Annotated in this window: 11 protein-coding genes; 3 read left to right on the forward strand and 8 right to left on the reverse strand. The window is 54.2% G+C overall.

Annotated elements, in window-relative coordinates; translation table 11 throughout:
• Positions 1–10: 10 nt before the first annotated feature.
• The 5 genes from G462_RS21940 to G462_RS0106640 all read right to left on the reverse strand — a co-directional run bounded on the left by G462_RS21940 (position 11) and on the right by G462_RS0106640 (position 4603).
• On the reverse strand, positions 11–1345 hold the full coding sequence (locus G462_RS21940; RefSeq protein ID WP_084404962.1) for an alkaline phosphatase: 1335 nt from the start codon (positions 1343–1345) through the stop codon (positions 11–13).
• Positions 1327–1476 (reverse strand): hypothetical protein, encoded by a 150-nt coding sequence (locus G462_RS24460; protein WP_157378567.1) that lies wholly within the window; start codon positions 1474–1476, stop codon positions 1327–1329. Before G462_RS24460 ends, G462_RS21940 begins: the two co-directional genes overlap by 19 nt.
• Positions 1477–2125: 649 nt before the next feature.
• Positions 2126–3091 (reverse strand): sensor domain-containing diguanylate cyclase, encoded by a 966-nt coding sequence (locus tag G462_RS0106630; RefSeq protein ID WP_026958299.1) that lies wholly within the window; start codon positions 3089–3091, stop codon positions 2126–2128.
• Positions 3092–3232: 141 nt separating this feature from the next.
• A complete protein-coding gene (locus G462_RS0106635) occupies positions 3233–3895 on the reverse strand; it encodes an endonuclease III domain-containing protein (protein WP_026958300.1) in 663 nt (220 codons plus the stop codon).
• Between the two features lie 27 nt (positions 3896–3922).
• A complete protein-coding gene (locus G462_RS0106640; protein ID WP_026958301.1) occupies positions 3923–4603 on the reverse strand; it encodes an SDR family oxidoreductase in 681 nt (226 codons plus the stop codon).
• Positions 4604–5233: 630 nt separating this feature from the next.
• Here G462_RS0106640 and rsgA point away from each other — a divergent pair.
• On the forward strand, positions 5234–6280 hold the full coding sequence (gene rsgA, locus G462_RS0106645; RefSeq protein WP_035477006.1) for a ribosome small subunit-dependent GTPase A: 1047 nt from the start codon (positions 5234–5236) through the stop codon (positions 6278–6280).
• Positions 6281–6374: 94 nt separating this feature from the next.
• Here the strand turns inward: rsgA and G462_RS0106650 are convergent, their stop codons facing one another.
• Positions 6375–7817 (reverse strand): right-handed parallel beta-helix repeat-containing protein, encoded by a 1443-nt coding sequence (locus G462_RS0106650; RefSeq protein ID WP_026958303.1) that lies wholly within the window; start codon positions 7815–7817, stop codon positions 6375–6377.
• Positions 7818–8036: 219 nt separating this feature from the next.
• Here G462_RS0106650 and G462_RS0106655 point away from each other — a divergent pair, with 219 nt between their 5' ends.
• Positions 8037–9200: an iron-containing alcohol dehydrogenase gene (locus tag G462_RS0106655; protein ID WP_026958304.1), complete on the forward strand. Its 1164-nt coding sequence runs from the start codon at positions 8037–8039 to the stop codon at positions 9198–9200.
• Between the two features lie 44 nt (positions 9201–9244).
• Here the strand turns inward: G462_RS0106655 and G462_RS0106660 are convergent, their stop codons facing one another.
• Positions 9245–9535 carry a carboxymuconolactone decarboxylase family protein gene (locus G462_RS0106660; protein ID WP_026958305.1) on the reverse strand — a complete coding sequence of 97 codons (291 nt, stop codon included), beginning with the start codon at positions 9533–9535 and terminating at the stop codon, positions 9245–9247.
• Positions 9536–9804: 269 nt separating this feature from the next.
• Between G462_RS0106660 and G462_RS0106665 the strand changes: the two genes are divergently transcribed.
• Positions 9805–10344, forward strand: a complete 540-nt coding sequence (locus G462_RS0106665; protein WP_026958306.1) for a flavodoxin — start codon at positions 9805–9807, stop codon at positions 10342–10344.
• Between the two features lie 59 nt (positions 10345–10403).
• Here G462_RS0106665 and G462_RS0106670 read toward each other — a convergent pair whose 3' ends face one another.
• On the reverse strand, positions 10404–11939 hold the full coding sequence (locus G462_RS0106670; protein WP_169720146.1) for a S1 family serine peptidase: 1536 nt from the start codon (positions 11937–11939) through the stop codon (positions 10404–10406).
• Positions 11940–12309 lie beyond the last annotated feature (370 nt).

Genomic DNA, 12309 nt, shown 5'->3' on the forward strand with positions numbered 1-12309 from the left:
CATTAACTGATTACTCGGCGTCAAATGCACCTCGCATGATGTTGTTGATCGAGGTGTTATCGATAATGTGGCCGTTAAACACCTGCTTGTTGACGCCCCAGCTAAAGATAGAGACGTCGGCGTTGGTGTGATCGCCGGTGCTCCAGCTCACTTGCGGGCGCTCTCCTTTGCCGTTGTTACGGATAAGTTCCAGGCCACCGGTTTCGTGGTCAGCGGTGACAATCACCAAGGTTTCGCCGTCGGCCTTAGCCCATTCAACCACTGCAGCTACCGCATCATCGAAATCGAGGGTTTCCTCGATGACTCGGTCGATATCATTATTGTGGGCTGCAAAGTCGATCTGTGAGCCTTCGATCATCAGGAAGAAACCATTAGGGTTTTTCGACAGGATATCGATGGCGGTTAAGCTCATCTCTGGCAAGCTCGGAATATCCAAAGACTCATAGCTCCAGCCTTTTTCACGCTGATAGCGGTTTGGCGAGATATAAGGGATTTCATCTACACCAAAGATACCCGCAAACAGGATCTCCGCATCGGCATCGCTCGCAGGCAGGGTGGCCAGCTTGGCTTGCATATCGGTGTCATTGTTCACCACGATGTAGTCGTTATCGTTCGCCGCTTGGCTAATCACATCAACGCCGCTGACTTGCTTGGCGCCGCATAGGGTGACGTTTGGTTGAACATCGCCATACATGCTTGCTGATAGCTGCACAAAGTCGTTACGGTTTGGTCCGTGAGAGGCAAAGCCTGCTGGGGTTGCATGCACACAGTGCGAGGTCGCCACGATACCACCGGAGCGGCCGCTTAGCTGGGCGTACTCCAGAATCGTCTGTAGCGGTGAGCCATCACCGGGGTAGGCCAGCGATACCACGCCATTGTTTACTTTGCGTCCGGTAGCCAGTGCGGTTGCTGCTGCCGCGGAATCGGTGTAGTAGTTTTCACCGATGCCAGGTAGTTGCTCAAACCCTAACGTATCGGCACTGGCGGTTTTTGCTCGGCCATGGCTGGTGCCTCGCTCCATAAACAGGGTTTCACCGAGATAGGCGCGGCTAACATCGATAGCGCCATCGCCCATACCATCACCGATCATTAGGATCACGTTTTTAGTGGGTAGCAGGTCAATCACGTCGACGCTATGGCTATCCACGAGCTCTGCTTTAGTGCCCGCATTGGTGGTAAGCGTTACATCGAATGAGCCCGCAGGATCAGCTTTTGCCAGCTTTCTGAAGTTCTCAGTGGTTTGGGTCTCATCACCAAGCAGTGTTACTGCTGCATCACCGCTCACCTCCCAATCATAGCTTTCTGCATCGCTAGAGCCGTCAGCCCCTACACTCGTGGCAACCAATCGATGCTGGTAACGATATCGCCATCGCGATCAACGTAAACGTATTCGGTGTCGCTGCCACAGCCAACCAGCGTGACGGCGCCGATCACCGCCATGGCACTATATAGCAACGAGAGTTTTGCTTTTTTCATATCCTTGTATTCCTTTCCCTTATCAGCGAGCTATAAACCCGCCTTATATGTGATGCCAATACCAATTGGCTCGAGAAAGGCTAGCGAAAAAAACATCAAATAAGAATTGACCAAAAAGTCAAACTGCGAAGGTTAGCTATTTAAAATCAGCAAGATAGAGAAAAAGTGGGATTGAAAGGCTTTTCATTTTTCGCTTAGATTACAGTTATGTGACAAAGGAAGTCTGACCAGAGTCGGGAGAGTCTGTTGGATTGACTAAGCGCTGACGCTTCCTTTAGCTAAGCGAGAAAAGTCAATTGCAATAAGCGATTAGTCTAGGTAACAAGGCAGGTCCTAAGTTAACAACCGAAACAAATCGGCAACTGATACTTGTGGGTGTATACCCAAATAACTTCAAGATGCTTGTTCAGCGAGATTTTCCAGGCCTTCAGGCAAGGCACTATTGCGCCGATTTAGTGGTCTAAATCAAGCAATAGTAACGCAGCATGAGGGCTTGGAAAACTCGCCCAATGGGAGGAACTCAATGTCCATAGTGCTTTGTTGAAAACACTTGAAATGGGCCACCATTCCTAAGTACTTTCTCCGCGCCCTATGGACATTGGGTTCCTCTGAATCCTGCATCTTGAAGTTGTTTGGGTATATATATAGCCTAACGGCCTTTCTTGGCCTGCTTCGCTTGATACATCAGCTTATCGCCCGCCTCCAACAAGGCCTCTAGCGATGGGTGGCGCTCGGGGTCGTACTCCACTACCCCGCAGGAGAAGGCGATGGCGCAGCCACAGCGCTCGGCCAACTCGTTACTGGTGGTTAGGGCATTGAGCCGCTTGAGGGCTTCTTCGGCTTGCGTCTTGCCGGCGTTACTAAACAACACCACAAACTCATCGCCACCGAGCCGCGCCACCACATCGGCATCGCGAAACACCTGACTTAGCTGGTTGGCGAACTCCTTCAATAAGCGGTCGCCATGTTTGTGGCCAAGCCGGTCGTTGATTTGCTTGAAGTCATCCAGGTCGATAAACACCAGACTGGCAGGCAACTGTTCACGGGCGCACAGTTGTAGCGAGTGTTGGGCCAACAGCATAAAGCCGCGGCGGTTGGAGATATTGGTGAGCTCGCACATGGTGGCCAGTTGATAAGCGGCAAACTCGTTCTCAATCATCCGCGCCAGATCCACTAAGGGCTCCAGCTCATCACTGGTCAGCAAACGCGGATGGGTATCGATAATACACAGGGTGCCCAGTTTAGTTTGGTCAAAGGCCCGCAGCGGGCAGCCGGCATAGAAGCGGATATGCGGCTCGCTGGTGACCAAAGGGTTGTCGGCAAAGCGCGGGTCTTTGGTGGCATCGCAGATAATAAAGGGCTCATCACCTAAGATGGCATGGCCACAAAACGAGATATCCCGCTCGGTCTGGCATACCTCGGTGCCGAGCTTCGATTTAAACCACTGGCGGTTCTCATCGACAATGCTCACCAAGGCGATGGGCACATCGAACATGCGCTTGGCCATTCGGGTGATCCGATCGAAGCGCTCTTCGGCAGGGCTATCGAGCAGATTGAGCGAATGCAGGGTGGTTAGCCGGGCCGCCTCATCTGCGGGTAATTTCGGTTTTAGCAAGTCACAACCTCCTAAAGCCCTAAGCTTAGGAGTGATGATTGCAATCGACAAAGCAGCCGTACAGAGGATGCCCAGTGAGGTCACATTATTTCAGTGATCACCTGTTTTTAGCCTGTAAGCCACTGTTTATTGTTTATTTTATCACTTAGTGATATTTGTCTGACCAAGGGCACACAGACGATTAAGCGGGCAAGCATCGCACTTCGGGGTGGGGTTACAGAACTGCTGGCCGTGGTCGACCATCAAGCCATGGTAGTGGGCGTAGCGCTGGGTATCGGGCGTGATAGCTTGCTCAACCAAGCCACGGAAGGCGTCGTAGGATTTGGGGACGTCCAGCCCCACCCGCTCGAAGATCCGCCGGGCATAGGCATCAATCACAAAGCTCGGCTTGCCCACCGCATACACCAGGATAACGTCAGCGGTTTCGCCGCCAATGCCGTTGATCGCCAGCAGTTGCTTGCGCAGCTCGGCCTGTTCCATAGCGCGCAGCGCGTCGATACGGTAATCAAAGCCAGCAAACCACTCGGTCAGCGCCTTAAGCCGCTTGGCCTTCTGGTTGTAATAGCCGCTGGAGCGGATCGCTTGGGCCAGCTCTTCCAGCGACAAGCTGGCAATCAGCTTAGGGTCGAGCGGCTTGCCCAGATTGAGCAGCGCCTGTTCAGCATTGCGCCAGTTGGTGTTCTGTACCAGGATCGCCCCGAGCATAATCTCGTAGTGATCATCGCTGGGCCACCATTGGTAGTAGCCATAGTGGCGCTCAAGGCTCTCGAACACCTGTTGTATCAAGGTTACCGCTTCGCTCATACCCACTCCCAAGGCGCTATCGCGCCCTTACTCCAGCTCGACCGCCGGGCGGAAGGTCATCTCATGCATGATCAGGTCATCGGGCAGGCTGAGGATCTGGGCGATGCTTTTGGCCACGCTGGCCGGGTGCATGTACTCCGGGCGCTCCGCCTCGCGGAAGTTGGTATCGGTGCCGCCGGGGTACAGCGCGGTCACCTTCACGCCATGGGGCTGCGCCTCTTTCATCAGGATCCCATTAAAGCCGGCTAGGCCCTGCTTCATCGCTGTATAGGCGCTCATGGTGGGGTTGGCGCGCTTGGCCACGGTGCTGACCACGTTGATAATATGGCCTGACTGACGGGTCTTCATCTGCTTGAGCGCCTCGCGAGCCAGCAACACCGGGGCACGCAGGTTGACCGCATACTGCAGGTCGAACTCTTCCAAGGTCAACGCGTCGATGGCGCACTTGCGGGTGTTGAGTCCTGCGTTGTTGATCAGCACATCGACATGCCCCAGCAGCTCGCTGGCCTTGTTAAATAGCGCAATGGTTTGCTCAGCATCAGCCAGGTCAGCCGCCACAACATGACAGCCAGTTTCGCTTCTCAAGCGCTCAAGCTGCTCCTGATTGCGGCCACTTGCCACCACTTGATGGCCTTGCGCGCAAAGCAGTTTGGTTAGCTCAAAGCCGATGCCGCTACTGGCGCCGGTAATCAGTATATTTTTGGTCATAGCCTGTGTTCCAAACGATCATTCAGGCCGATAGTTACACACGCTCAGCCGAATGTGGAGGACTGCCATCGCCGATTGGCATAGTCAGCTCAAACACTCACCAGCTTGTGCAAGTTTACGGCTGTGGTAAACTGCCGCCGATTTTAACGCCAGTGGAGGAAATTAATGATTGTATCTCACACCCACCCGGCAAAGGCGCGCAGCTAAACTCAACCTGCCCCTCCTTTTGCCCGGTGTAGCTCTATACCGGGGTCTACCTATCGGTTTGTCACGCGTCACTGACTAATTCAGATGCTGCGACAGCCTGTATCCAATCTGACCCTGAAGATTCTCTCAAGCACAGCTATGATACGTGCTCAGGGGTTATACCCGAACAGCCTCAAGATGCAGGATTCAGAGGTGCTCAATGTTCATAGAGCGAGGCGAAAATACGAAGGAATGGTAAACCATTTCGAGTGTTTTCAACGAAGAGCTATGGACATTGAGCGCCTCCCGAAGGGCGAGTTTTCCAGTCCCTCATCCTGCGTTACTGCTCCTTGATTAAGACCACTAGATCAGCGGAGCAGTGCCTTGCCTGAGGAACGGGAAATCTCGCTGAGCACGCATCTTGAGGCTGTTCGGGTATATACAATGCATTCAAAGTTAACCATCCAGCAACTAGGCTGGAACAGCTATTTTTCACAACAACTGACACTCGACGACTACCAACATCAACTGATCGCGCGGGTGGTTGAGCAACAACGTTCGGGCTACCGCCTGCTCAGCGAGCAAGGGGCGATTGAGCTTGCCAACCATCATCAGTTGCCAGCAATGGCAGTGGGCGATTGGCTGCTGCTCGACCAGCAGCTGCATTTCGTGCGCCTGTTGGAGCGGCGTTCATTGTTTCAACGCAAGGCAGCGGGTAGCAAGCTGGCGCGCCAGCTGATTGCCGCCAACGTCGATACCTTGTTTATCGTCAGCTCGCTCAACTACGACCTAAAGCTCAGCCGGATCGAGCGTTATCTGGCTCTGGCCTATGAAGTGGGCGCGCAGCCGGTAGTGGTACTGACCAAGGCCGACTTGTGCATTGATGCCAGCGAGCGACGCGCGCAGGTGCAAGGCCTCGACCCGATGTTGCTGGTCGAGACGGTCAATGCTCTGGATAGCGACTCGATTGCGCCGCTGACCCACTGGTGTGGCAACGGTCAGACCGTAGCGGTGATGGGCTCATCCGGGGTTGGCAAGTCGACCCTAAGCAACACCCTGATTGGCGAAGGCCAGCTTCAAACCGGCGGGATCCGTGAAGATGACAGCAAAGGCCGTCATGTCACCACCGCCCGCTCGCTGCACCGCCTGCCCCATGGCGGGGTGTTAATCGACACCCCGGGGATGCGCGAGCTACAGCTCAGCGACTGCGAAGCCGGCGTCAAGGAGACCTTCTCGGATATCGAGGAGTTGGCCCAGCAATGTCGTTTTAGTGATTGCCAGCACGGCAACGAGCCAGGCTGCGCGGTGCAACAAGCGCTTAGCACAGGGGAGATAGACCAACGCCGTTTGGACAACTACTTCAAGTTGCTGCGCGAGCAGGCGCGCAACGGTGCCAGCCTGGCCCAGCAGCGCTCCAAGGATCGCGAGTTTGCCAAGATGTGCCGCTCGGTGATGAGTGAGAAACGCAGGCGTAAGTCGCGAGAGGGCTGATCGATTGATACCGCTTGGTATCGATGGAACGACTCTTCAGCAAAACTAAAGGGCCGATGCGTGACAGCATCGGCCCTTTGCTATCGTCATGAGCCTAGTCGCTTGCCAACGGCTGGGCTTGTATCGCCCCAATATCCACGCGGTGTCGACGGGACTGGCCAAAATAGTCCGGCAGCGTTGCGGTATCGACCTTGCCGATAATACGCAGCCCCTGCCCCTTGGCATGGGAGAGGTGCTGCAAGCGAAAATCCTCGGCCGTGAGCATTGGTGTACTGTTGCTACCTGAAGCGACAGCGCGCAGCGCCTCGCCTTGAAACAGCGGGTCACGCGTCAGGTTCTGGCGGAGCGTAGCGCGACCTTGATAGAGGTTCAGTGCACGCCTGCGATTGGCAAACAAGATGTTGTTGCCGATGTACAGGTCGTTGATGCGCGGAAAGTTAAGGTGCAGCCCATCGCGGCCATTTCCCACGATGGTGTTGTTAAAGATGGTCACATCATCGATCCGACCGCTGCCCTTGCCGGTATCCCCGGGGTGGTCGTAGAGCAAGATGCCATCTTCCTGATTATCGAAAAAGAGGTTGTTGTAGATGCGAATATTGCGGATATCGCCAGTGCCTTCGGTCATCAGCGCCATTGCTCCAGCCCCCACGAACAGCGCGCGGCCTTGGCCGTCGAGCAATTCGCGGATGCTATGCACCCGGTTGTTGCAGATATCGATGTTCTCAACGGTTGGCTTGCGGCCAAAGTCTTGTCCGGGCAGGCCTCCGCCGCCATCAAGGTAAATACCACGGCGGTGGATGTCATGGATATGGTTGCCGCATACCCGACCGTCTCGCACGCCCTCTTTAAGGTCGATCCCCTCGCCGCCCTTGCTGGGATCGCCGCCTTTAGAGATATGGTTGTTCTCAACCGCGAAATCGGTCACGCCATTGGCCAAGGTAATCACCTCGTTCCAGCCGCCATTTACTGCACGCTCTATCCGATTCCCTTTGATACTGACCTGGTGGATGTTGTGGTAATCCATTGGGTCACTTCCCCAAGGCACGCCCCATACTGCAATCCCAGAGCTCTCGCTGTTTACGATGTGGTTGTCCTCGACCACCACATGGCTCACCACTCTGTCGCTGGCCCCCTCGATATAGATACCCACACCTCGGCCCGTTTGGTAGCTGGGATCCTCGATACGCAGTCCGGCGATGCGGATATGGCTTTGCCCCAATACCGCCAAGCCCGCGCCCTCCAGCACCGCTTGCTGGTGTTCGTCTGGCAAAGTCGTCAGGGTAATCGGCGCTTGGGGCGCACCGGATTGCGCCAGTACAAGGTCCTGCGCGAGCGGATAGCGCCCGGTTCGCAGGTATAGGTAGTCGCCGGCTTGCAGCTGCGCAACGGCATGTTCCACGCTACCCCAAGGCCGCACCCGACTGCCATCATTGGCATCGCTCCCCTGCGGCGCGACAAAGTACTCGGCGGCGTTAACAGTGGTGGTGACAACCAATAGCGCTAGCGGCCATAACCAGCACCTGAATTCCTTAAACACTCGTTACTCCTTTTCGGCTAGGGCGGCTAAACGCGATGGTTTTGGAATGTCACGTAAGGCCATCAGCGATAGTGAGCCAGTTCGTTTCATTGCCATCCTCTTTGACATCTTAAGTACCACACCGTGGGATAAACCCAGCAAGTGGTAGACCACTATAGGCATTTTGGTGTACAAATATTCCACTATTTTTTATGTGGTTATTGTACAAGGAGGAACACAGTGAATACATTCAAGATCCCAGAGAGTATCTATTTTGGTGAAGACGCCCTGTCGGCGCTCAAGGGCCTGCAAGGCAGCAAGGCGCTTATTGTCACCGGCGGGCAGTCGATGAAGCGCTTCGGTTTTATCGAGCAGACCCAGAGCTTGCTTAAAGAGGGCGGCATCGACTCGCAGGTGTTCGACGGCGTTGAGCCTAACCCTTCGGTGGATACGGTGCTTAAAGGCGCCCAAGCCATGCGCGACTGCCAGCCAGATTGGATCGTTGCCATCGGCGGTGGCTCGGCGCTGGATGCAGCCAAGGTGATGTGGTGCTTCTACGAGCACCCTGAGCTTAGCTTTGAAGACATTATTCCGGTTGCTGCCATGCCCGCGCTGCGCAACAAGGCCAAGTTTGTGGCCATTCCGTCCACCAGCGGTACCGCCTCTGAGATCACCGCCTTCTCCGTGATCACCGATACCGAAAACCATATCAAGTACCCCATTGTCTCGGCCCATATTGTGCCCGATGTGGCGATTATCGACCCGGCCCTGCCCGCTAAGATGCCGCCCCATATCACTGCCAATACCGGTATGGATGTGATGGCTCACGCCTTGGAAGCCTTTGTCTCGATCGCAGCCAATGACTACTCAGACCCGCTAGCAATGCGCGCAACTAAGCTGGTGCTGGAGAACATCGAGACCGCCTATAGCAACGGCGCTGACATGCAGGCCAGAGACAAGATGCACAATGCCTCAACGCTGGCAGGTATGGCCTTCTCCAATGTGTCGCTGGGCTTAGTGCACTCACTGGCGCATAAGATTGGTGGCGAGTTTGGGGTAACCCATGGCTTGGCCAACGCCATCTTGCTGCCCTACATCGTGGAGTACAACAAGCAGTCCACCGACAAGTATGCGGAGATGGAGCGCTATCTGGGCATAGGCGCCATCGAAGATGAGTTGCGCGCGCTCAATGGCAAGCTGGACATCCCTCTGACCTTTAAAGAGATCAGCGAGGTGGATATCAGCGAAGAGCAGTTTATGGCGGTACTCGATCGCATGAGCGACAACGCCTTCAATGACCCATGCACCCTCACTAATCCGGGCACCCCAAGTGTGGCCGATGTAAAACAGATCTATCTGGATGCCTTCTTCGGCAAAAACGCTGGCACCACCAAGGCAGCGTAATCCATAAAATGGCAGGCAGGCGTGTTCCTGCCTGCAAGGCTCACTTAGCCTTCGAAGCGCTCTAGATCGATCTTGTAGTGCTGCAATACCTCCTGCATCTGCAGCTTCTTTTGCCCAGCCGCCACCGCCATCACCTTGGCGGTAACATCGGTGACCTCACCTTTAGTAATCCCTGCCTGTTTCGCTTGATGTAAATAATAGCGAGTACAGGGCTGGCAGTTCATCGCCATGGCCGCGGCCAGGCCCACCAGCAACTCAGTCTTGCTATCCAAATGTTCGTTTTCATGGGTAGAGTGATAAAACTCCTCGTACGCGGCTTGGTGCTTTCCTAACATGGTGTTTCCTTATCAATATTGTTGGCGAGCAAACAGAACAATCTCTGTTGCATTTACGACAAGAATACTCACCACCGGAAATAACGCATTGATTTTACTCACATTAACTTACGGCATAAGGATTGCTGAGAGGTAGATAAACGTATGTAGATAAACGTAACAGATAAACTCAGTAGCGATTGCGCACAATCGCGACACAAGGCATCCATATTGGCCAGCTATCTAGCGGTGGCAAGGCAAGCGCCAGAACACGATAAGGGAGTAACATTATGAGCAAGGTAGGCATTTTCTTTGGTACCGATACGGGTACCACCCGCAAGATCGCCAAGCAGATCTTCCGCGCCCTGGGCGAGGACGTGGCCGATAAGCCACTGAACATTAACCGCGCCAGCATCGATACACTGTTGGGCTACGACTACCTGATTCTCGGCACGCCAACGCTGGGCGAAGGCCAGCTACCGGGTATGTCGGCCGATTGTCAGGAAGAGAGCTGGGAGGAGTTTTCTCCCAATCTGGAAGAAGCGGATTTCGCCGGCAAGAAAGTCGCACTGTTTGGCCTGGGCGATCAGATCAACTACGCCGATGAGTTTGTCGATGGCTTAGGCGAGTTGTACGACCTAATGGCGGAAGCCGGCGCCGACTTAGTCGGCGAGTGGCCCAGCGAGGGCTACACCTTCAATAGCTCAGCAGCGCTGTTGGAAAACGACAAATTTGCCGGCCTGGTGCTCGATAACGACAACCAGAACGATATGCATGAGCAGCGCATCGCAGCGTGGCTGGAGCAGCTAAAAGCAGAGATGGCTTGGTAATAAACTTGGAGGTTCAGGTGCGGCTCCTGAATCGGCCTGAACCTCCCTTTTTAGTTAAGCTAGCTAAGCGTGCGCGCGAGCTTTACTCGATATACTCGCACTAATAGCAGCAGAGCTATCAGACCAAGCCCCGAGCTGCCACCACCGCCTCCTGTGGAGTCCTCTCTGGCGCTATCCGATTGCTTGGACGCATCAACATAGTCACAACGCAGCTGAGAAGCGGGTAACTCTTGGCCTGCAGGGTGAAAACTAAGCCTATCTAAACGAAGATACCCCGCCTCGGGCTCTAGCCCTTGATGCCCAGCCAAATACTTAACAAGCAATGGCTTACCCGCCTCGATTGGCAGCGCGAACGACTCAAACTCGCAGCGACCACTAAACTGAGTAAGCACTTGAGAGCCCGCCATTACCTGCAAACTGTCTTCTCCACTAAAGCCTTGCAGCTTGCCAGACAAGACCAGATAGCCAGCCTGTTCATTCGCTTGGTAAAGATACATCTGTTTAGCCAAGCCATCAGCACTGGTGGCTAACTCACCGTCGTCGCCGTGCTGCCATTGGTCATCACCCGCAACCAGCTTGCCTTGCTCAGTCGACAAGGCGAATACCTGTAGCTCAGTTTGGTAAGTCACGCGCGAATATTGCAGCTGAATCAGCGATTGCGCCTGTGTTTGTCCCTGCATGTCAGCCTGAAGCTCAAGCTGGCAACTACCACCCGCAGCAATCTGATCACAGGTCGTCGCTGTCACTTGAAACTGCTCCTCATCCGCTAACCAAACATTCTCCAAGTCCAAGGCCTGCTCAGTCAGATTCGTCAAACGAAGCACACCCGTTAGCTGGCCTTCACTATCTTGCGCCCAGCTAAGCCGCTCTGGCATCACTAACTCGCCGAGCGCATCCTGCATGTGATCTCGAATCCATGCCGTGTAGGGCTCAATACGCGTAAACACCCCGGTGTAGTTGTAACCGTGAGAAACCAAACCAGCTAACACCGGCTGATTGGCTAGCCATACAAAGGCTCCCGTACCGCTGTCTCCCATCGCTGGGCCATGGGACGAGCTCCCCGCACATAGAAAGTGGCGATCATCCACCGGCATCGCACCACCGATGCGCTGTTGGCAGGTATCGATATCAATCAAGGGCATCGCCACACCTTGCAGTTGGAATGCCGGGTTTCTGTAATTGATATCCGAATAGTCGGTGACACCAAGCCCTAAAATGTGCAACTGCGTGTTGGGGTTAAACTGCGCGTCTTGTGCCGTCGTCGGTAGCAGAGCGTGGGGATAGTTGTCGCTCACCCCTTCTAATCTGAACAAGGCAACATCCAACTGATAGCTGTGCGAAGAGCTGTAATCGGGGTGGCGTATGATCTCGCTGACTGGGTAGCAGTTGTTTCTAACAGCAGCCCCACTATGCCCTAAGCAAACCCGGGTCCAGTCAGGCCGGCGATTAGCGCAATGTGCTGCGGTGAGAAAGTAGCCGTTGCCCAGGTATGTGCCACCACAATCGTGCTGGGGTAACACCGCACTGGAAGTTAATGAACGAATACTGCCGAGAAATGGCCAATCCAGGTCTTTCTCCGTTTGTCCTCCTACCACTGCATGAGCGCATGGCAAGAAAGCCACAAGTAACCAACATAGCCGCCTGATAGATTGTGTCATCGCATTTTCCCTAATGTGTAATGAGTTATTTTTTATCCCATCATCGCGCCAATGCCGAAGCTGCTCAATAAATACACAGCAAAAACATACGCTTATATTGAGTTTTCAAACATCTATCACGTTAACTACACATTCTCTTCAATGCATGCCGAGTCAGACCTGTTGTTAAACCTCGACGTACGCAGCGAAACTGGTTTACCAATGACCGAAGTTAGCAAACCAAAACTGTGATTCGCTACACAGATCTTCACCGAAGCACGCTGCAAATAAATTCCTATATAAATATCTTATTTACATACAAACAAGA

The sequence above is a fragment of the Aliagarivorans taiwanensis DSM 22990 genome (genome assembly GCF_000429505.1).
GTDB lineage: Bacteria > Pseudomonadota > Gammaproteobacteria > Enterobacterales > Celerinatantimonadaceae > Aliagarivorans > Aliagarivorans taiwanensis.